Here is a 19747-nt window from a genome sequence, read left to right on the forward strand (position 1 = left end):
AGTCCTCGGCCTGGCCTTCGGCCGGCGGCTGGGCCGGCTCGGGTTGCCCTCGGCCAAGCCTGCTCCTGCGGGGCACCAGCCTCCGCTCTGCCGCGTCCACATCCGCCTGCGGGCCGCACGGCATCGTTGCGGCTGACGCGTCGGCGACTGTGCTGAGGGCGGGCGACGGGCACTGTGGTCCTGCGACGGGGTACTCGAGGACCAATCGACCATCAGGAGGCGATTATGGAGTCTTCGATCGACCGGATCGGTGACCCCTGGGGCAGCCGTGTCCCCCACGGACGGCACAAGAGCTGGGCTGCCCGAGTGGACACCTTCCTCTCCGAAGGCGTGGAGCCCGCCATGGTGCAGGGGTGGGTGCAAGCCGCCTCGATCCTGCACTCGGACGGCGACGCCATGGATATCGCCGTCATGGACGGCCGGATGGTCGGTGTGCGGGGGCGGGCCACCGACCGAGTCAACCGGGGCCGGCTCGGCCCCAAGGATCTGTTCGGGTGGCAGGCGAACGCCTCCCCCGACCGGCTGACCCGGCCGCTCGTGCGGGAGAACGGGCGGTTGGTGGAGAGCGACTGGGACACCGCCATGAGCCGCATCGTCACCCGCTCGCACGGCCTGCTGGACGACCGCGGCCCTGGCGCCCTCGGCTTCTACACCTCGGGCCAGCTGTTCCTCGAGGAGTACTACACACTGGCGATCCTTGCCAGGGCGGGGATCGGGACCAACCATCTCGACGGCAACACCCGGCTGTGCACCTCGACCGCCGCGGAAGCCCTCAAGGAGTCCTTCGGATGTGACGGGCAGCCCGGCAGCTACGACGACATCGACCACGCCGACGTGATCGCCCTCTTCGGCCACAACATCGCCGAGACCCAGCCCGTGCAGTGGATGCGGATCCTCGACCGCCTGGAGGGTTCCGAGCCCCCGCAGTTGCTGTGTGTGGATCCACGTCCTACCCAGGTGGCGCGGAGGGCGGCCGTTCACCTCGCCCCGCGCATCGGCACCAACGTCGCTCTGCTCAACGCACTGCTCCACGAGATCGTCCGGACCGATCGCGTCGATCACGGGTACATCGAGAAGAACACGGTCGGCTACGAGGAACTCGCCGTAGGCGTCAAGGACTGCACCCCGGGGTGGGCAGCCCGCATCTGCGACGTACCGGTTGCGCGGATCTGCGAAGCAGCCGAGCTCCTCGGGACCGCCGACCACCTGCTCTCCACCGTCCTGCAGGGCTTCTACCAGTCCCACCAGGCGACAGCCGCCGCCGTTCAGGTCAACAATCTTCACCTCATCCGAGGCATGCTGGGCCGGCCCGGTGCCGGCGTGCTGCAGATGAACGGGCAGCCCACCGCGCAGAACACGCGCGAGTGCGGAGCCGACGGTGACCTGCCCGGCTTCCGTAACTGGCAGAACGACGCACACGTGGCGGAGCTGGCCGAGGTCTGGAACGTGGAGCCGGACACGATCCCTCACCGCGCTCCCCCCACCCACGCCATGCAGATGTTCCGCTACGCCGAGCAAGGGTCGATCCGCATGATGTGGATCAGCGGCACGAACCCGGCCGTCTCGCTACCCGATCTCGCCCGCGTCCGCTCGATCCTCGCCAAGGAGGGCCTGTTCGTCGTCGTGCAGGACCTGTTCCTCACAGAGACAGCCCGGTTCGCGGACGTCGTGCTGCCGGCTGCCACCTGGGGCGAGAAGACCGGCACGTTCACCAATGCGGACCGCACCGTGCATCTGACCGACAAAGCGGTGGACCCGCCCGGTGAGGCCCGACCCGACCTCGACATCTTCCTGGACTACGCCGCACGGATGAATTTCCGTGACAAGGACGGCGGCCCGCTCGTCTCCTGGCAGGACCCGGAGTCGGCGTTCGAAGCGTGGAAACGGTGTAGCGAAGGCCGCCCCTGCGATTACACCGGCTTGACGTACACGAAGCTGCGCGAGGTGGGAGGAGTCCAGTGGCCGGTCAACCAGCAGGCGCCGGAAGGAACCGAGCGGCTCTACACCGAGGGCATCAGCTGGGCCCACCCTGACCTGTGCGAGAGCTACAGCAAGGACCTCGTGACAGGCGCAGCGGACGACGCATCGGCGTATCGGTCGCGCAACCCGGACGGCAAGGCGATGATCAAGACTGCCGGCTACGTCCCGGCGCACGAACAACCGAACGAGCAGTCTCCCTTTCAGCTGACGACCGGCCGCACCCTCTACCACTTCCATACGCGGACCAAGACCGGCCGCGTACCTCAGCTGAACAAGGCGGCACCTGAGGTATGGGTCGAGATCAGCGCCGTGGACGCGATCGCACAGGGACTCACCGAGGGCGATCTGGTCGAGGTCCGCTCACCGCGTGGCGCGCTCAGAGGCCGGCTACGCATCACGGAGATCCGGCCGGGACTGCTGTTCGTGCCGTTCCATTACGGCTACTGGGACACGCCGGCGGGCTCGGGCCCGAACGCCCGCACAGCGGGCCGGGCGGCGAACGAGACGACCATCACCGACTGGGACCCGGCCTCCAAGCAACCGCTGTTCAAAACAGCTGCTGCCGCCATCACTCTCGTCGAACGAACCGACGGGAGTCAGGCGCCCGCTCCCACCACCACCGCGTCCGCGCCCGCCGACCCCGCAGGCCTACAGCCCACGGTCGGAGGACTTGACGCGCACGCTTCGCAGGTCCGGGACACCGCATGGAACCTGTCAGGAGGCGCCCGTTGAACGGGATCCAGCTCGTCCTGAGCACACTGCACCGCGGTGAACAACACATGGCGACAGAGCTCGCAGTCGTGGCGGACCGCCATCGCACGGACCACGAGATCCACCATGTGGCCACCGACATCGCCGCCTGGTCGCGCGAGCACGTCCAACGACTCGCCGAAGCATCGTCCCGCCATGGTGGTGCAGAGTCCGACAGTCCGCACAACGGCTTGTCGGCCGGCCTGCTCCGGAAGCCCCAGGCCGGCCTTTCGGAGCAAGGAGGGCCCCGGTCGGACCCTCCCTTGCTGCTTCTGGACGACCTTCACGACCTGCACCTCGCCGCGACGCACAACTCGCTGCGCTGGGAGATGCTCGCCCAGGTGGCCCAGGCCACCAAGGCCGCCGACCTGCTCACGCTCGCGTCATCCTGCCACCCTCGGACCCTGCGACAGATGCACTGGACCAACACCATGATCAAGACCTTGTCGCCGCAGACGCTGAGCAGTCTCTGAGCCGAAGCGAAACCGCGCCCGAGAGCTGGCCTCACAGGCGCCGGCACGGCAGCAGCCGATTGGTGTGGGTGGTCAGAGCTCGGCGCCGTCGTGCCGTCCTCCTGCATGATCTCCACCGGCCCTTCGATGAGTCACGTCGAGGAGGTCTGTGCCCTTCGCTATCCCTTCGGCCCGGAGCGCCTCGGCAAGCAGGAAGGTGTCGGCCTGCGGGGCGTACCCGCCGGGCAGGGGCCACAGATTCCCGAGGCCGGCGGGCCGTACGGCAGCGGTCGTCATCCGAAACCTCCATGAGGTACGAGCCAGTGCGAGTCATCGTTCGTCCCGCCCGGAGCGCGCCCACCTCGTACGGGGTGGAGGCGCCTGCGGTTCGCTGCCACTTGAGCAGCGGCTTTTCGCCTTCTGCCCCCCGCCTGCCCACACATGCCGAAGGTTGCTGATGGGGGCCACCTGCTGCGGGCGGTGCCGGCGACGCGTGGGACTGCGGGGGGCGCCGGCATCTCGGGGCGGGCACGGCCGACCGCTCGGTCTGCGGGAACTACCTGACGCTCGGACCCGCCTGGTGCAAGAGGAGCTTACGAGCGGAGGGGAGTCGTGGAGTCGTCGCCGACAGACAACCAGCACCGGAGCAGGCGGGTGAGCATGGAACTGCCCGCGCGCCCTCACATGACGCTCAGGTCAGAACGACGGGCATACTGCGCCGCGCGGGCCCACATGACGCGGTACGGGAAATCCCAAGGCGCGCGTAGTGAGTGGCCTGTGGCAGGAGTCGCCACAGGTACTCGGGTCGGTGGGCTCAGCGGGTGACGACGTGATGGTTGTCGGGGACGCAGTGAGTCATCGTGAGTCCGGTGACGTCCCGGGGCGGGTTCTCACCGAGTCGGGCGAGACGCTGGCGTTCGTCTTCGGAGAGGTTCTGCGTGGACAGTGGCGACAAGTGCTTGACGTCGCCGGGGCTGATCCCCACGCCTTCGCCGACGCGCACGCCTAGGTCGTTGTCGGCCATGAGGCAGTGCCAGATCATGCGCTCTTGGACCGGGCGGGCGCACTGGGCGAACAGGTCAGTGAAGTTCTTGACCAGGTCGTCGCGCTCCCACTGCTCCATGAGTTGGTAGCGTTGGCCGGCCTGCAGGTAGTCGTTGGTGCGTGGAATCCGGGCCCTGGTGAGGCGGCCGCGGATCTCCGGACCCTGGTCGTCGTGGGTCGGATAGTGGCTCTCGCGGAGGCCGCCGGTGATGGAGGGTTCGTAGTTGACCTCCGGGTTCTCACCGCCAGGGCTGTTGTCGTAGGCCATCTGACCGTCGCGCTGGTTGGTGGCCACATGTGCGTGCTTGGCCTGGTTGACCGGCAGCTGCAGGTAGTTCGGGCCGACTCTGTAGCGCTGCGTGTCGCTGTACGAGAACGTACGCCCGACCAACATCTTGTCGTCGGAGAAGTCGAGGCCGTCAACCAGCACACCGGTTCCGAAGGATGCCTGCTCGTTCTCGGCGAAGTAGTTGTCCGGCACCCGATCCAGGACCATCCGTCCCACCGCCCGCGGCGGGAAGTCCTGCTCGGGCCAGGTCTTCGTGTCGTCCAACGGGTCGAAGTCCAGTTCGGGATGCTCGTCGTCGGACATCATCTGTACGACGAGTTCCCACTCAGGGAAGTCCCCCCGCCCGATCGCTTCGTAGAGGTCTTTGGTTGCGTGCCCCAGCTCTGATGCCTGAACGTTCGCGGCGTCTTCCTCGGTCATGCTGCTGACACCCTGCTTGGGCATCCAGTGATATTTGACCAGTACGGTGTCGCCCTGGCCGTTCACCCACTTGTAGGTGTTGACCCCGAAGCCCTGCATGTGACGGTAGTCCGCCGGGATGCCGCGGGGACTGAACAGGTTCACCAGCATGTGCATGCTTTCCGGGGTCTGCGACATGAAGTCGAAGATGCGGGCAGGCTTTTGCTCGTGAGTGACGGGGTCGGGCTTGAGCGCGTGGATCACGTCGGGGAACTTGATGGCGTCCCGGATGAAGAAGACTCCGAGGTTGTTGCCGACCAGGTCCCAGTTGCCGTCCTCGGTGTAGAACTTCACTGCGAACCCTCGCGGGTCCCGCGCCGCCTCGGAGGAGTCACGCCCGCCGATCACAGTGGAGAAGCGTACCGCTACGTCCGTACGCTTGCCCGGTTCCTGGAACAACTTGGCTCGCGTGTACTGAGCGATTGGCTCGTCGCCCCACTTTCCGTAAGCCTCGAAGAAGCCGTAGGTGGTCACTCCACGGGCATGCACCACGCGCTCCGGGATTCGCTCCCGGTCGAAGTGGCTGATCTTCTCCAGGAACTGGTAGTTCTCCAGGGTTGCGGGGCCTCGAGCACCAACCGTGCGCTGGTTCTGATTGTCGTAGACCAGGTGCCCCTGGCGGTTGGTCAACAGCGGACGCTTGTCATCGCCGTCCTGCTGCCTGTTCTCGTCGTTGGGCATGGTGCGGCTCCTTCTCGTTGGTGGCTGTCGACGGACTGTTCCCTCTCATGAGTCACCGGAAAGGAGAAATGGGCGCACGTCCGCCATCTGCGGCGCGACAAAGAGCCGACTGGCCGTCAGGCGGAAGAGTGTCCCGCGCCTGGCCTTCGCCTGCCTACGTGCCCAACTGCCAGCAGCTCTGAAGACGCGCATGCAGCGGGACGCGGGAAGCACGCTGTCCCGGTTGTCGAATGTGTCAGCCGTCTTGAGAAGCGCGGCCGGGTACGCCGCCACCCCAACCCCTGCGGCGGCCACGTCACCTTGGCCCCCTCACCGACGACGGTACGAACAAGGTCACCGCCGCGGGCCCCAGCCACCTCGCCGCGGTGCGTCAGGAAGACGCGGAGGCACGTAAGGCGGAACGACGCGGCTTGGACGACGAGCCGGTTACCTACCACCATGACCTGTCGATCCCGCAGGGCTGCCACGTGGGCGGATTCCCCTCCTGGCACACGACCGACCCCCACTCGATGACCTGCGAAGCCTGTGCCGCACCGATGGTCCTGGTCCTGACTCTCGACAGCTCGAAGTGGAGCGGCGCCCACGGCAGCTGGATGCCCAACGAGGAATGGAGCATCGCCGAACGCCTACGGGACCGCTGCCCCACGCAGCTCACGATCGGCCGAGACGGCCTGCTGAACACCTTCGCCTGCCCCGCCGAGCCCGGGCACCCACACCGATGGGGCCTCCAGTAGACCGGACAGAGCTTCCCGAGCCGGGTGCTGTCACCTTCCGCGCATCGAACGGGACTACCGCGCAGGTGCCTCCTCACCCCTTTTCTGTCTTCCGTCAGAAGAGGCTTCAGGTGCCACTCCCGTGATGCAGGAGAAGAACTCACGCATGCGAGGGACAAGCCGCCTGCCGAGCACCAAGGCGGGTATACGGGACCACGTGAAAAATCCCCCCGCCCAGTCAGAGGCGCCCCAGCCCTCGACGTCGCTCAAGAAGGCGCTGACCACGCCGCTGCTCTACTTCTTCATCCTGGGGGACGTGCTGGGCGCGGGCGTGTACGTCCTGGTCGGGCAGGTCGCGGCCGACTCGGGCGGTGCCGTGTGGGCTCCGCTCGTTGCCGCTCTGTGCCTGGCACTACTGACCGCCGCCTCCTATGCCGAACTGGTCACCAAGTATCCGCGCGCCGGAGGATCGTCCCACTACGCGACGCTGGCGTTCGGACCGTTCACCGGTTTCCTGGCCGGATTCTGCATGCTGGCCGCCGGCATCGTCTCGGTGGCCGCCCTGGCCCGGGGGTTCGGCGGGGACTATCTGGCCGAGTTCGTCACCCTTCCCACCGTGCTCGTACTGATCGTGTTCCTGGTCGCGTTGGCGCTGCTGAACGCCCGCGGAATCAGCGAGTCGACGCGGGCCAACGTCGTCGCCACCGTCATCGAGGTCAGCGGACTGCTGCTCGTGATCGGGCTGGGCTGCTGGATCGTGCTGCGCGGCGACGGCAACCTGAGAAGGCTCACCGATCTCGGCACCGCGAACGAGGGCCCCGCGGCAGCGCTGTTCAGCGGGGCGGTGCTCGCCTACTACTCCTTCGTCGGTTTTGAGACGTCCGTCAACGTGGCCGAGGAGACCCGGGACCCCCGCCGCTCCTACCCACGAGCGCTCTTCGGCGCCCTGATCACCGCAGGCGCGGTGTACGCGCTGGTCGGCGCCACCGCAGCGGCAGCCGTACCCACCGAAAAGCTCGCCGCATCGAGCGGGCCCCTGCTCGAAGTCGTCCGGGTCGCCGGCGGGGTCCCCCCGGAACTCTTCAGCGCGATCGCCCTGGTGGCCGTCGCGAACGGCGCCCTTCTCACCGGCATCATGTCCTCACGTCTGGCCTACGGCATGGCGCAGGATGGCCTGCTGCCCTCCTTTTTGACGAAGGTGCCGGCCGGTCGGCGCACGCCATGGGCTGCGATCGCCGCGACAACGGCGCTCTCGCTGCTCCTCGCGGTGACCGGCGACGTGGACACCCTCGCCTCCACTCTGGTCCTGCTCCTTCTCGTGGTGTTCTTCCTCGTCAACACCTCACTCCTCGTCCTGCGGCGCGACAACGTCTCACGTTTCCATTTCCGAGCGCCGACCGCCGTTCCGGTGCTGGGGGCCGCATCCTGTGTTCTGCTCGCGACGCAGATCGAGCGGGACGTCTGGATCAGAGGGCTCATCGTCCTGGCTGTCGGGGCCGCGCTGGGCGCTGTCGCGGCGGTGCGCCTGCGTCGCAACGCCTGAGCGACGGTCCCTGACGGGGTGCGACAGGCCGTCGCGGGCACCGACGGGCGCCCATGCGACGGATGCCACTCGTTCCGCAGAGGAAGCCGGAGGAAACGCATGCTGCGAACACGCGGCACGACGGCACACACTGCGTGCAGGCGCATGAAAGCGCCCTCGACGCGGCACGGAAACTGACGGAACTGCAGGTGGGTTCCCTACCTGTCTGCGGCGAGAACAACCGGCTCATCGGCGTCATCACCGACCGGGACATCGTGGTTCAGGTTCTGGGAAAGGGGCTCGCTCCGGCGGAGGTCGAGACGGCGTCAGTCGCCGCCCCACTGGTCGTCAGCGCCCGCTGCGCACCGTACGCCAGCATCGCTCCCGCAGTGCCCGCTCGCCTGCTACGCCATCGACGAAGCTGCAAGCGGTGCACAGATACGCCACCGCTTCCGCGCCGCACTCGACGAGTTCCTGGACGGGCTCTGCCAGCAGATCCGCTTTCCCCAGACGGGAGACGAGCTGGAGATTATCCCGGTGGGGGACCTCGTCGGTGTAGTCATCGCCCACTGCACTGTCGGCGGAAGCCACCGGCGCAGCTCGTCCTGACGCGTGAAGTCATAGGGGGCGACGACTCCGACGTGTCGCCTCCCTGGAGTACGAGGGCTTGGCTGACGCATGTTCCCGAGGGTAGTGCGACGGAGACTCACATGGTGACCTCCTGGATACCCTCAGGTTGGGACAGCTGGCACGCCGCGTGCCGGTACGCTCGCCCCGCTCCCCCGCCCGGCGAGCGGAAGGCCGATCAGGGCGGTCGGTAGAGGGTGGAGGCCCATGCGTTCCGGGGAACTCCGCGCAGACGTGCTTCATTCATCGGGCTGCCGTGCGTCGCCTTCTGCGGTGGGGCCGGCGGATCGGCGGTCCTCGGCCGTCCATTTCCGGGTGTCGCGTGGTTCGGCGTAGGGTTCTTCGTCGCTCGGGTGGCCGCTGACGATGGCTCGCTCGCGTGCCATCTCCGCGTCGAATTCAAGGCCCAGGAGGATCGCCAGGTTCGTGATCCAGAGCCAGACGAGGAAGATGATGACGCCGGCGAGGGCTCCGTACGTTTTGTTGTACGAGCCGAAGTTGGCGACGTAGAACGCGAAACCGGCCGAGGCGATCATCCAGATCACCAGGGCCAGCAGGCTGCCCAGAGAGATGAACTTGAACCCGCGGCCCTTGGCGTTCGGTGCGGCCCAGTAGAGGATCGCCAGCATGATGGCCACAAGGATCACGAGTACGGGCCACTTGGCGATGGACCAGGCGGTCATGGCGGTGTCGCCCACCCCCAAGGCCGTGCCGAGCTGGCGGGCCAGACCCCCTGAGAGAACGACGATCAGTGCGCTGACGCAGGCGAGGATCATCAGTGAGAGGGTCAGGCCGACGCGCACGGGAAGGATCTTCCAGGCCGGCCGCCCCTCAGGCACGTCGTAGACGGCGTTCGACGCGCGGATGAAGGCGGCGATGTAGCCGGAGGCCGACCACAGGGCGGCCAGCAGGCCGACGATGGCGAGCACCGTGCTGGTCCCCCCGCTGGACTGCAGCTGGGTGACCGCGTTGGTGAGCACATCGCGGGCCGAGCCCGGCGCGAGCTTCTGGATGTTCTCCAGCACCGTCTTGGTGGCGGAGTCACCCGCGACTCCGAGCAGGGCGACCAGCACCAGCAGGGCGGGGAACAGGGCCAGGATGCCGTAATAGGTCAGCCCCGCCGCTCTGTCCGTCAGCTCGTCCCGCTTGAACTCCTTGACCGTACGTTTCAGCACGTGCGCCCATGAGGTCTTGCTGACCTGCGTGGGCGACTGGGGAGGTTTGCCTGACTGGCGCATGAAGTGCCCCTGCCTCCGTGGCGTGACCCTGCGGTGCATGGTGCGCGCCACCGAGGATTCTGGTGGGTCGCAGGCATCGGGTCAGCCCCTGGTCCTAGCTCGCTCGGTCGCGGGTTTGGCGGGCGGCGTCCTTGCCTACTTCCCGCAGTCCCGTTGCCGCCTCGAAGCCGGAGGTCTGTGCCTGCTGCTTGGTGGCTTCGGCGGCGTCCTGCGCCGTGCTCTTCACCGACTCGACAGCCTCCGTCGCCGGCTGGCGCATGCCTTCCTTGAGATCCTGCGCAACGTCCTGCGCTGTCTCCTTGGCAGGCTGCAGAAGCTCATCGGAGTGTTCCCGCAGCTGAGAGCCGATCCGCTCCTCAGCAGCGGACGCCGGAAGCAGGGCCGCCGCAAGCATCCCGGCACCGAACGCGATCACCCCGGCAGCCAACGGGCTGCCCTGCGTCTGCCTGACCACCTGATCCGGGGCATCCCTCACGGACTGACCGGCCCGACCAGCCGTCTCGCGGACGACGTCCTGGGCCTGGCCGGCGGCGTCGCCCGCGCTCTGCGCGACATCCTGCGCCTTCCGCCCGGCCTCAGCTCCCGGGGTGCGGTCGGCGGATCCCATCACACGCTCCTTCAGGCCAGTCAGCCGGTGCTGCGCCGCGTCCGCCTTACGCCGCGCGACCTTCGCGGGTGCCGCCTTGTCCGCGAGGCGATCCACGTCGTGCGCCAGGCGCGCCCGGGTGTCTTCCACCTCGGTCTTCAGTGTGTCCGGGTCCGTGCCCATCGGGCATCCTCCTTCAATGTTTCCGCGGTCCGTTCGGGCTTCACCCGCACCGCCCGCATCCGTGTGCGGCCCATGACGAAGAGCGCACCGCCCGCCACTGCCCAGATGCCGGTGACGATGAGCGCGGCCCAGGCGAGGTCCATGATGTGGGCCAGTCCGAAGATCGCGGCCAGGCTGCCCATCAGCAGCACCAGGTGGCCCGCGTAGCCGGAGCCGGCGAGCATGCCGCCGGCTTTGCCCGCCCTGGTCGCCTCCTGCTTGAGCTCGGCCTTGGCCAGTTCGATCTCCCCACGCACGAGCTGGGTCAGATCGTCACTGATCTCGCCCACCAGTTCCCCGATGGACGGGTCCGGTGGGGGTGCCCGGTGGGACCCGGACCTACTGCCGTCCTGGGCAAGGGTGGCGTTCTGCGGAGAGAAAATGGCCACGATGTCAGCCCCCTTACGACTGCCGCGGATCGGGGTTCGGATACGGATCCCTCACAGGCAACGGCCCGGAGGGCGCAGGTGAGATGGACCCGCCGTACGACGGGGTGGGCTGCACCTGCTCGTAGGAGTCCGCCGGCTGCTGAGCCGCGGACAGGCCGTTCTCTTCTGCCGACTCCAGGGAGCGGTCGCCGTGCGAGCCGTTCGCTCCGCTGCCGGCGGACTTCGCGCCCTTGGCGAGACGGGCCGTCGCGAAACCGGCCAGAGCAGCACCTGCAAGGAACACGCCCGGCCGCCGGCGCGCGAAAGCCTGGAGGTCACTGACGACTCCCTGCGGGCCGCCGTCGTCCAGCCTTTCCGCTATGCCGTGGCCGCGATCCGCTACCTGGCGCACTGCCTTCGTGGCGGGAGAGTCCGGCGCACCGCTCTCCCCCATGGTGCCCAGTTCATCGGCCAGGGCACGTACTCCCTGAGCCAGGCGCCGCGTCTGGGATTCCGCCTGATCCTGCAGTTGATCTCGCAGCTCACCCGCCACGTCCTGGACCTGGGACTTAGCCTCAGCAGACACGTCACCTGCCCGCTCCTTGGTCGCCCCGGCCACATCGGATGCCTTCTCACCGACCAGGCCGACGCCTTCCCCTGCTTTGTCCTGCGCCGTCTCCTTCACCGCTGCAGCCGTGCCACCGTCCGTCCTCTTCGCACCATCGAAGTCGCTCACCGTTCCTCCCTCAGAAGAGCATGTACATGACACATGGCTGTTCATTCACCACAACCACTTTCCATGATGACGAACGATTCCGGATGCGCCACCGGCCGGGTCAGCGCCCACCCTCGGATCCCATTGCTCTTTCAAGTAATCGACGGCCATGCCTCCCAGACGATTCTCGTGGCCGGCCTGGGGACACGACTCCGGAGGGCTAGCGTTGGTCGCCTCTGCTGCGGCCTTGAGATCGGGCCGGTGAGTGGGGTCAGGCACCCACGGCGACGCCTATGCCGATGGCGATGAACAGCCAGCCGGTGGTCAGCTGCCAGCGACGCCGGACCTTTGGGCGGGCCAGCACGACGCTCAGTCGGGTGGCGACGGTGACCAGGGCAAACCAATAGACGATCCCGATCAGCACGTCGAGGATGCCGAGGAAAAAAGATCTGCCGGGTCGTCGAGCCACTACCTTCGACGAACTTCGGCAGGATACTGAGGAAGAACAGCGCCGCCTTGGGATTGAGCACGTTGGTGAGAAACCCCTGGGAGAAACCGGAGCGCCAGCGGGCGACGGAGGACGACGGCCCTCCCGACGGCGTTTGTGGGGCAGCGGCCGGTCCCTGACTCCCCGCCTCCCGTCCAGCGGCACGCTCCCGAGCGACCTGCCGGGCGGCTGTCACTGCCCGTACTCCGAGGTAGATCAGGTAGGCGGCTCCCAGGAGTTTGACCGTGTCGTAGACCACCGGGGACCGCGCTGCGATCACCGACAGCCCGATGGCTGCGGCAAGCATGTGGCACGCACAGCCCGGCCTGGGCGTGCAGCGCCACCGCCCGGCCTTGGACGGATGCTCCACCGCCGACCGGAACACCACCAGGAAGTCCGGCCCGGGAACCACGTACACCACCAGCACCACGCCGAGGAAACCAATAAGGTCGACCGGCATTTGTCCTCCGCTCGTCTCGCCAGGGCATCTGTCACGCCACCGGCCCTCGGCATCATCGATCTCAAGTATTTGTACGCGTTTCGCCACCCGGGCAGGGTGACTGTCACACGCGGTTGTGACTCGGCCTTCAGCCGGCCGGTCAGCGTTCGCGTTGGCCAGTTGAGCGTTCTGCACGAGGGTGGTGCTCTGCGGTGGTCGCCAGAACTCACGCAAAGCACTCACCAGCGCTTCGGGGGCTTCTTCGGCGATGTGGTGGCCGGACTCGATCGGGCCACCACACCGCCAGTCGTCCGACCAGTCCCGCCACACGTCCAGCACATCGCCGTACAGGTCGGGCATGTCGTCGCAAGTGGCCCACAACACCTGGAGCGGGCAACCCGATACGTCGGCCCGATCGCTGGTCGGCGTCATCGTGCTCCCGGTCCACGCCCAAACCGGCTCGGTAGTCCTCGCACATGGCGTGCACGGTGGCCGGATCGTGGACGGCCCGCCGATAGTCCTCGTACGCCTCGGTACCCATCTGTCCCGGAGTGGCCTTGTACCAGGCCTCAGGGCCGGCGTTGATGATCCGTTCAGCGTGCTTGTCGGTCTGCCCCAGAAAGAACCAGTGCCACCAACTCGCGGCGAACTTCGCGTCGCAGCGTCGCAGTGCCTCACCGATAGGAACGGCGTCGAGCACGGTGAATCGCTCATGTCCGGGCCGCAGGGCCATCTCCCAGGTCGCTGCGGGGTCTCGCTGGCGGGCAGACGGACGTCACGTCGAGGGACGTACTCCCCGGGCGGGACAGGGACGGTGATGCGCGGTCCGTCGCCGTGGCCGATGTCCGGGCCCAGACGGCCAGCAGCCCGATGGGTACGCGCAGGGTGCCGCCCCGGCGCGGCTCCACGACGGTCACAGCCACGCCCGGTCCGTGCGCCGATGCTCCGAACCGCCCAGGGCTGAGGGGCCAGCAGACGCAGGAGTCGGCGCCTGGAGCCGGAGTTCAGGCTCATGGCTCCGCGCGTCGACGAGCAGCAGTTCCTCCTCGACGTCCACCGTCCGCACCCTCATGACCTTTCCTCACCCCTGGTCACCCAGCGTGCCCACATGTTCGGGGCATCGTCGCAGACGTATCCGGAGCTGGACGACGGCCTCGCGCAGGTGTGTTGCATCAGCACCCGTTTCACCGGCCTCCCGGGCCTACAGCCCCGTCCCGGCGTCCGTCGGGCCGCTCGCTCGCACCGTGTCTCCCCGCTGCTGTCTCATTCCCGTGGCCCGGGCAGCGGCCCGGGCAAGGTGGGCACCGCCGCAGGAACGGTCGGGGATGGCACGGCCGCCGCGCGTGCGCGTAACCCGGATGCGCCGTCCGCGTGGTGCAGTGGTTGGGCCCCGACGAGCGTGGAGGTGGTGTCCGTAGAGTGCTGCGGGCCTTCGAGGCATGAGGAGCGGCTATGTCGGAACGTAACACGGTACTGCGCAGCGTCCACGATCTGGGGATGGCGGCGTGGTTCGGCGGCTCGTTGATGGGCGCTGTCGGCCTGAACGGCGCGGCCAGGAGCGAGGGACGCACAGCGGCGGAGACATCCCGGATCGCGAGTGCCGGATGGAACAAGTGGATGCCCGTGAACGCCGTGGCGATCGGCGCGCATCTCATCGGCGGTACCGGTCTGCTGGCCGCCAACGCCGCACGAGTGCAAACCCAGCAGGGTGTCGCCGCCTCGACTCTGGCGAAGACGATACTGACCGGAGCAGCCCTGGCGGCGACCACGTACTGCCGGGTGCTGGGCAAGAAGATCGAACTGTCCGCATCCGACGACCCGCGCGAGGTGGAGAAGGCAGCGGCCCACCCCGTCGGCCTGGACAAGGCCCGCACTCAGCTGATGCTGATGCAGTGGACCGTCCCGGCCCTGACCGGTGCGATCGTCGTCCTGAACGCCCTGCACGGAGAGCAGCAGCGCCCACTCCAGCAGGAGCTCGGCATGCTGCGGAGAGCCATGTCCCAAGTGCCAGTGCCTCACCTCGCCCACCACTGCTGATCCGGCGGAGCCAGGCACCGATCGCCACCGCCGTCGATGACCGGCGGCGGCTCACGGGCTCGGGGGGCACCGGTAGCGGTTCGTCGAAGCCGCTTCGGATGCGCACCGTGTGGGCCAGTCCCCGCCTCGCGGGCCGCGTACCCTCGAACACGGGGTTACCGGCTCGTCCTGCTCGGGCCGATCACTCAGCACTCCGGCCGCGGTGGACAGGCCCACTCGCTGCGCGGATCGCTCAGCTCTCGGTGTCGGTCGTGGGGCCGGCGCCCCTCCGCACGTCGTGCTCCACATCGGAGCGAGGCCTACCGGACTCTTTCGCGTACTGGGCGACAGCGTTCTGCATATCGCGTGCCAGATCACGCCACGCCCGCCACGCTGTCTCCTGAGCCACGGCCTGCGCCGGGGTCAACGAGTCAGTCGAGGGCGGGCCGAACCGCTCGCGCAGCTCCTCGACATGGCCGTGCGCCTCATCCACGGCGCGCTGCTTCTCGATCAACTCTTCCAAGGTGTATCCCACAGCGTCACACACTAGCTGCGGCCCGCCACCTGACAGCACTCATGGCGGATGACAGCGAACGCGGCGCACCGCGCCGGCTCGGAGACCGGCTGATCGGCCCCCGTATCACCAGCTGGTCCCACCGCACCCGTCTGCCTCGCTGTCGGCGCCGGGCCCGGACGAGGACGTGTGTCAGTCCTGGGCGAGGAGCCCGGCCCGCGACTTCTTCGGGTGCGGGTGATGAGGCGTAAGACGTGCATCCGGGAGAGACCCAGATGCTCGCCGATCTGAGCTCGGGTCATCTCCCGGCCGAAGCGCATCCGGACGATGGCCTGCGCCCGCTCGTCGAGGGACTTGAGCAGGGGTACCAGGGCATGAAGGTCCTCGACAAGTTCCATGTGAGGGTCGAGGTCCCTCACCAGGTCGGCGCATGTCCGGGTCTCCTTGCTTGTGGAACCGCTCTGGTCGGTGCCGGCCGCGGGCATGTCCACGGAGCCGGCCGTGTAGCCGTTGGAGGCGACGAGACCGTCGATGACCTCTTCCTCACCGATGTCCAGGTACCAGGCCGGCTCGGCGCCTGTGGGATTCCGATCCAACCGGATGGCCAGTTCGCTCTTCGTCTTGGCGAGGGTGATGTCACCGGTCTGAGGCTCGTGGCGGTCCAGCCAGAAGTACGGCTCGGCAGGGCAACCTGGCCTCCTCACCACTGACTGTCTTTGGAGCCTCCCCTCAGCTGGGTTCAATCCCACTCGAAAAAGTGTCGCCTCATCTAGCGGCGTCCAGCGAAGGGAGTTGGTCGATCGGTGTAGCGTCAGGTCCAGCTGTCGTGGTTCCTAGGAAGTCGCCCGCGAGAAGGTCAGCGGGCGATTGTGCTGTTCAAGCGAGTCTCGAAGGACCAGGGCGATCACCTCCGGTTCCCGCAGGGTGCGGGAACCGATTCTCAACGCCTTGGAGGGCGACATGGCCAGCGGAACCGTGAAGTGGTTCAACTCCGAAAAGGGATTCGGCTTCATCGAGCAGGACGGCGGCGGCCCCGATGTCTTCGCCCACTACTCCAACATCGCCAGCTCCGGCTTTCGCGAGCTCCAGGAAGGCCAGAAGGTGAACTTCGACGTCACCCAGGGCCAGAAGGGCCCCCAGGCGGAGAACATCACCCCCGCGTGACCCCCTCATCCCCCTCGGACCCGCCCCGCGACTGCTCGCGGGGCGGGTCTCGTGCGTCAGGGACCGTGCGAAACGTGAGGCCATGACCTCCCCCGAGCTCCCGCGCCGGCACCCGTTTCTCCTGGCTCCGGCGGCGCGCTGGTGAGCCCGGAAGGCAGTGAAGTGCACCTACACGGTCCAGCCGTGTCGTCGTCAACACCGACAGCCGCTGCCAGGGAGCGCGGCAAGGATCCATGCAAGCGTCAACCACAAGTTGGCCACCTGGGCCGGCTCCTGCGCCCACCGGCCGATAATCCACCCATGAGGCACTACGCCATCGTCTGGCAAAGCCCTCTGAGCGGTCGCAAGAAAAGCGGTCAGAGGTTCGGCCCTTTCACTCCCAGCGCTTCCCGGCTGGATTTCGGCCGCCGTTCGAACTCCTCGTTGTGCGCGAGTGAGCTGCGGCTGCTGTGGTGGGAAGGCTGATACCTGGGTATCGCCCCGGGCATCTGATCGCCGGTCCAGTGGAGGGAAGCGGGATGTCGAGCAGTGTGCATGCGGGAGGCCAGTGGGCTGTGACGGACGAGAGGCCTCGGAGTCTGCAGTTGCCGGGAATCCTCCTCGGTGTGGGTCTGGGTGGCTTCGTGGACGGGATCCTGTTGCACCAGCTTCTGCAGTGGCACCACATGCTGACCAGCACCGATGACGACCGGATCGGGGTGAAGTACTACCCGGCGAACACTGTCTCCGGGCTGGAGATGAACACGGTGTGGGACGGGATCTTCCACGCCATCTGCTGGGTGGCGGTACTCGCCGGCTTGGCGGTTCTGTACGCCCGGGTGACGCACCACAGGCGCCAGGTGTGGACGTCCCCGGCCTTGTGGGGCTGGATCCTGGTCGGCTGGGGCCTGTTCAACCTCGTCGAGGGCATCCTTGACCACCACATCCTGGGGATCCACCACGTCTACGCCGGTGAGCAGCAGATCTGGTGGGACCTGGGATTCCTGCTGCTCGGCGCCGTCCTGGTCGCGGTGGGCTGGTCGATCCAGCGCCGGGCGGTCTCCTTCGACCCGCAGGGTGACAGGCCGGTGCCCGCATGACCGGCCATCCGGCACATCATCACCAGGAGACCGCGGGCCTGCCCCTGGATGTTCTGGTGCCCGCTCTGTTCGTGGTCCTGCTGGCCGGGGGTTACGTGCTGCTGGCGGGCCGCGCGCGGGCGCAATGCACGGGCCGGGTGGAGCCGGTGGCGCACCGGATGGTTCATGGCCGGGTGCGCGCTGCTGGCGGCCGGGCTGCTGCCCCCGATCGCGCCGTGGGCGCACGGCGACTTCCGCGGCCATATGCTCCAGCACCTGCTGATCGGCATGTACGCGCCGCTGGGGCTGGTGCTCGGAGCGCCCGTCACGCTGCTGCTGCGGAACCTTCCCGCTGATACGGGGCGTCGTCTGACCGGCCTGATCCGGAGTCGGTTGGTGCACGTGCCGGCCAATCCGGTCACCGCTCTCGTACTGAGTGTCGGCACGCTGGGGCTGCTGTACTTCACGCCGCTGTACAACACGATGTCGGCGAACACGGGTCTGCACTGGCTGCTGCACGCCCACTTCCTGCTCGCCGGGTACCTGTTCGCCTACGTCATCGCCGGCCCGGACCCGGCCCCGGCCCGGCCCGAGGTTCCGGTGCGGTTGGTGGTGCTGGGCGTGGCGATCGCCGCTCACGCGGTGATCTCACAGCTCATGTACGGCGGCTTCGGCATCAACATCCACGCCCCCGTCGACCAGGTCCGGAGCGGCGCTCAGATCATGTACTACGGCGGCGACATCGCAGAGTTGCTCCTGGCCGTCGCACTGGTGGCGACGTGGCGCCCGCAACCCGCCACTCGCCGGACCTATCGTGCGCAGCGCCGTCAGGAAGCACGGCCCGCGGTGCCGTGAGCCGATCACCCCCTCGGCGTAGTGTCCCGCCGCCGAGGGCAGCTCCACCGCACGCCAACCACTGCGGGCGGCAGTGACAGCGCCCGTGGCACTTCCGCCGTGAGAACCGACGAGGCGCGCAGCCGGTCGGCGGCGTTCCGTAAGCGGCCGGATGGGTGCGAGGACGATGGGGATCGCTCCGACTGATGCCACCGGAGTCGGTCAAGCGCGCCGCCGCGGGAGTGACCGGCTACACGACAGCGAAGCTCACCGCCGCGCATTCCCTCGTCTACGAACGGCTGCGCCGTACGCGGGAAGGACAGCGCGCGCCGGTACGCCGGTTCGCAGCAGACGGCGGTGGAGCGAGTGGCATCGGTGGCTGCTGAGCTCGGCGTCGACTGCGACTTCGAACGGGCGTCGGCTCTGACCTTCACCACGGACCCGGGCGAACGCGCTGCGTTCGAAGCGGAGGCCGATGCGGCCGCGGAAGCAGGACTCGACGCGGATTTCGTGACGGAGACGGACCTGCCGTTCACCGTGGCCGCGGCGGTGCGCGTCGCCGGCCAGGCACAGTTCCACCCGCGCAAGTATCTTCTTGCCCTCGCGGATGACATCACCGCACGCGGTGGTGTCATCCATGAGCGGACCCGGGTGACCGGCTTGAGCGAGGGCAGCCCGTGCACGGTGACAACCGAGCGGGGGACGACGGTCACCGCGCGCGACGTCGTCGTCGCGACGCACTACCCCGTCTTCGACCGTGCTCTCCACTTCGCGCGTCTGTCACCACGCCGCGAACTCGTGGTCGCCGCACCTCTGCCGGTCTCCCAGGCCCCGAAGCACATGTACATCACGGACGACATGGGCAAGCGATCTGTGCGTACAGCTCCGCTCGGCGAGGACCTGCGGCTGCTCATCGTCACGGGCGAGAGTTTCACGTCCGGCACGGGCGACACCGGCGAGCGCTTCCGGAGGTTGAACGCGTGGATGCACGAGCACTTCGCGGTCGGCCCCACGAGTTACCGGTGGGCCGCCCAGGACAACGATGTGAGCGATGGCGTGCCCCTCATCGGCCCCTATCACCCGGGAGCACACCACGTGTACGTGGCAACCGGATTCGGCGGCTGGGGCATGAGCGGCGGTGCCATGGCTGGACAGCTGCTGGCCTCCACCCTCACCGGAGCCGAACCCGAATGGGCGGAGCTGTACGACCCTCGTCGCCTGTGGAGCACCCTCCGCGAGGCACGGCGCTGTTGAACCAGCAGGCGGAGGTCGCCCAACACTTCGTAGGTGACAGGATGAAGACGACCCATGTCAACTCGGTCTCCGAGATCGCTCCTGGCTCAGGTGCGGTCGTCCGGGCCGAAGGGCGTCCCTGCGCCGTCTACCGCAACGAGGACGGTACTGCGCACGCCGTCTCGGCGCGATGCACCCATCTCGGCTGCCTGGTCGCCTTCAACGAGGCGGAGACCGTCTGGGAGTGTCCCTGCCACGGCTCGCCGTTCGGCGTCGACGGCGAAGTTCTCCAAGGCCCCGCTGTACGCCCGCTGTCCGGAGTGCTGTCCGACCGTCCGCCCACGACACCCCCCTCG

19 protein-coding genes and 4 pseudogenes are annotated in these 19747 nt (G+C 67.9%); 10 read left to right on the forward strand and 13 right to left on the reverse strand.

Going from position 1 to position 19747, the window contains the following annotated elements; translation table 11 throughout:
• Positions 1–225: 225 nt before the first annotated feature.
• The gene (locus ABT001_RS02005) at positions 226–2712 is read left to right on the forward strand and encodes a molybdopterin oxidoreductase family protein (RefSeq protein ID WP_351270924.1); all 2487 of its coding nucleotides are present in this window, start codon (positions 226–228) and stop codon (positions 2710–2712) included.
• Positions 2709–3203 (forward strand): hypothetical protein, encoded by a 495-nt coding sequence (locus ABT001_RS02010; RefSeq protein WP_351270926.1) that lies wholly within the window; start codon positions 2709–2711, stop codon positions 3201–3203. Before ABT001_RS02005 ends, ABT001_RS02010 begins: the two co-directional genes overlap by 4 nt.
• 72 nt (positions 3204–3275) lie before the next feature.
• Here ABT001_RS02010 and ABT001_RS02015 read toward each other — a convergent pair whose 3' ends face one another.
• Together ABT001_RS02015 and ABT001_RS02020 are read right to left on the reverse strand one after the other, a co-directional pair.
• On the reverse strand, positions 3276–3479 hold the full coding sequence (locus ABT001_RS02015) for a hypothetical protein (protein ID WP_502967398.1): 204 nt from the start codon (positions 3477–3479) through the stop codon (positions 3276–3278).
• 517 nt (positions 3480–3996) lie between these two features.
• Entirely contained in the window at positions 3997–5655 is a 1659-nt protein-coding gene (locus tag ABT001_RS02020) for a catalase (protein ID WP_351270929.1), read from the reverse strand.
• A gap of 365 nt (positions 5656–6020) precedes the next feature.
• Here ABT001_RS02020 and ABT001_RS02025 point away from each other — a divergent pair, with 365 nt between their 5' ends.
• The 3 genes and pseudogenes from ABT001_RS02025 to ABT001_RS02035 form a co-directional block, all read left to right on the forward strand.
• The gene (locus ABT001_RS02025; RefSeq protein WP_351270932.1) at positions 6021–6389 is read left to right on the forward strand and encodes a hypothetical protein; all 369 of its coding nucleotides are present in this window, start codon (positions 6021–6023) and stop codon (positions 6387–6389) included.
• A gap of 196 nt (positions 6390–6585) precedes the next feature.
• A complete protein-coding gene (locus ABT001_RS02030) occupies positions 6586–7911 on the forward strand; it encodes an APC family permease (RefSeq protein ID WP_351270935.1) in 1326 nt (441 codons plus the stop codon).
• A 62-nt stretch (positions 7912–7973) separates the two neighbouring features.
• Positions 7974–8156, forward strand: a pseudogene (locus ABT001_RS02035) (CBS domain-containing protein); the annotation flags it as partial.
• A gap of 82 nt (positions 8157–8238) precedes the next feature.
• Here ABT001_RS02035 and ABT001_RS02040 read toward each other — a convergent pair.
• The 9 genes and pseudogenes from ABT001_RS02040 to ABT001_RS02080 all read right to left on the reverse strand — a co-directional run bounded on the left by ABT001_RS02040 (position 8239) and on the right by ABT001_RS02080 (position 13644).
• Positions 8239–8460 carry a hypothetical protein gene (locus tag ABT001_RS02040; protein WP_351271568.1) on the reverse strand — a complete coding sequence of 74 codons (222 nt, stop codon included), beginning with the start codon at positions 8458–8460 and terminating at the stop codon, positions 8239–8241.
• Between the two features lie 296 nt (positions 8461–8756).
• On the reverse strand, positions 8757–9794 hold the full coding sequence (locus ABT001_RS02045) for a YihY/virulence factor BrkB family protein (protein ID WP_502967410.1): 1038 nt from the start codon (positions 9792–9794) through the stop codon (positions 8757–8759).
• 55 nt (positions 9795–9849) lie between these two features.
• Positions 9850–10524, reverse strand: a complete 675-nt coding sequence (locus tag ABT001_RS02050) for a DUF3618 domain-containing protein (protein ID WP_351270941.1) — start codon at positions 10522–10524, stop codon at positions 9850–9852.
• Positions 10500–10952 (reverse strand): phage holin family protein, encoded by a 453-nt coding sequence (locus ABT001_RS02055; RefSeq protein WP_351270943.1) that lies wholly within the window; start codon positions 10950–10952, stop codon positions 10500–10502. The genes ABT001_RS02050 and ABT001_RS02055 overlap by 25 nt, the downstream gene beginning before the upstream one ends.
• Positions 10953–10965: 13 nt before the next feature.
• Positions 10966–11667, reverse strand: coding sequence for a hypothetical protein (locus ABT001_RS02060; RefSeq protein ID WP_351270946.1), 702 nt, complete (start codon positions 11665–11667; stop codon positions 10966–10968).
• 250 nt (positions 11668–11917) lie between these two features.
• Positions 11918–12070: a hypothetical protein gene (locus ABT001_RS02065; RefSeq protein ID WP_351271571.1), complete on the reverse strand. Its 153-nt coding sequence runs from the start codon at positions 12068–12070 to the stop codon at positions 11918–11920.
• Between the two features lie 97 nt (positions 12071–12167).
• Positions 12168–12593: pseudogene (locus tag ABT001_RS02070) on the reverse strand (LysE family translocator); the annotation flags it as partial.
• Between the two features lie 195 nt (positions 12594–12788).
• A pseudogene (locus ABT001_RS02075) lies at positions 12789–13275 on the reverse strand (alpha/beta hydrolase); the annotation flags it as partial.
• A gap of 210 nt (positions 13276–13485) precedes the next feature.
• On the reverse strand, positions 13486–13644 hold the full coding sequence (locus ABT001_RS02080) for a hypothetical protein (RefSeq protein WP_351270949.1): 159 nt from the start codon (positions 13642–13644) through the stop codon (positions 13486–13488).
• Between the two features lie 380 nt (positions 13645–14024).
• On the opposite strand from ABT001_RS02080, the gene ABT001_RS02085 reads away from it, so the two are divergent.
• The gene (locus ABT001_RS02085; protein ID WP_351270952.1) at positions 14025–14609 is read left to right on the forward strand and encodes a hypothetical protein; all 585 of its coding nucleotides are present in this window, start codon (positions 14025–14027) and stop codon (positions 14607–14609) included.
• Positions 14610–14841: 232 nt separating this feature from the next.
• On the opposite strand, the gene ABT001_RS02090 is transcribed toward ABT001_RS02085, so the two are convergent.
• Entirely contained in the window at positions 14842–15102 is a 261-nt protein-coding gene (locus tag ABT001_RS02090) for a hypothetical protein (RefSeq protein WP_351270955.1), read from the reverse strand.
• 32 nt (positions 15103–15134) lie between these two features.
• Positions 15135–15806, reverse strand: a complete 672-nt coding sequence (locus ABT001_RS02095) for a sigma factor-like helix-turn-helix DNA-binding protein (protein ID WP_351270958.1) — start codon at positions 15804–15806, stop codon at positions 15135–15137.
• A 256-nt stretch (positions 15807–16062) separates the two neighbouring features.
• On the opposite strand from ABT001_RS02095, the gene ABT001_RS02100 reads away from it, so the two are divergent.
• The 4 genes and pseudogenes from ABT001_RS02100 to ABT001_RS02115 form a co-directional block, all read left to right on the forward strand.
• A complete protein-coding gene (locus tag ABT001_RS02100; RefSeq protein WP_010982331.1) occupies positions 16063–16266 on the forward strand; it encodes a cold-shock protein in 204 nt (67 codons plus the stop codon).
• 518 nt (positions 16267–16784) lie between these two features.
• Positions 16785–17345, forward strand: coding sequence for a DUF2243 domain-containing protein (locus ABT001_RS02105; RefSeq protein ID WP_351270963.1), 561 nt, complete (start codon positions 16785–16787; stop codon positions 17343–17345).
• A 48-nt stretch (positions 17346–17393) separates the two neighbouring features.
• Positions 17394–18179, forward strand: a complete 786-nt coding sequence (locus tag ABT001_RS02110) for a cytochrome c oxidase assembly protein (protein ID WP_351270965.1) — start codon at positions 17394–17396, stop codon at positions 18177–18179.
• Between the two features lie 206 nt (positions 18180–18385).
• A pseudogene (locus ABT001_RS02115) lies at positions 18386–19705 on the forward strand (FAD-dependent oxidoreductase); the annotation flags it as partial.
• Positions 19706–19747: the final 42 nt, after the last annotated feature.

The organism is Streptomyces sp. NPDC002793, assembly GCF_040295485.1.
GTDB lineage: Bacteria > Actinomycetota > Actinomycetes > Streptomycetales > Streptomycetaceae > Streptomyces.

What these genes read in the sequence shown, in the direction of transcription:
- ABT001_RS02005 (WP_351270924.1), top strand. Translation starts at nt 226, where the DNA reads ATGGAGTCTTCGATCGACCGGATCGGTGACCCCTGGGGCAGCCGTGTC.
- ABT001_RS02015 (WP_502967398.1), bottom strand. Translation starts at nt 3,479, where the DNA reads ATGACGACCGCTGCCGTACGGCCCGCCGGCCTCGGGAATCTGTGGCCC.
- ABT001_RS02020 (WP_351270929.1), bottom strand. Translation starts at nt 5,655, where the DNA reads ATGCCCAACGACGAGAACAGGCAGCAGGACGGCGATGACAAGCGTCCG.
- ABT001_RS02045 (WP_502967410.1), bottom strand. Translation starts at nt 9,794, where the DNA reads ATGCACCGCAGGGTCACGCCACGGAGGCAGGGGCACTTCATGCGCCAG.
- ABT001_RS02050 (WP_351270941.1), bottom strand. Translation starts at nt 10,524, where the DNA reads ATGGGCACGGACCCGGACACACTGAAGACCGAGGTGGAAGACACCCGG.
- ABT001_RS02080 (WP_351270949.1), bottom strand. Translation starts at nt 13,644, where the DNA reads ATGAGGGTGCGGACGGTGGACGTCGAGGAGGAACTGCTGCTCGTCGAC.
- ABT001_RS02085 (WP_351270952.1), top strand. Translation starts at nt 14,025, where the DNA reads ATGTCGGAACGTAACACGGTACTGCGCAGCGTCCACGATCTGGGGATG.
- ABT001_RS02100 (WP_010982331.1), top strand. Translation starts at nt 16,063, where the DNA reads ATGGCCAGCGGAACCGTGAAGTGGTTCAACTCCGAAAAGGGATTCGGC.
- ABT001_RS02105 (WP_351270963.1), top strand. Translation starts at nt 16,785, where the DNA reads ATGTCGAGCAGTGTGCATGCGGGAGGCCAGTGGGCTGTGACGGACGAG.
- ABT001_RS02110 (WP_351270965.1), top strand. Translation starts at nt 17,394, where the DNA reads ATGTTCTGGTGCCCGCTCTGTTCGTGGTCCTGCTGGCCGGGGGTTACG.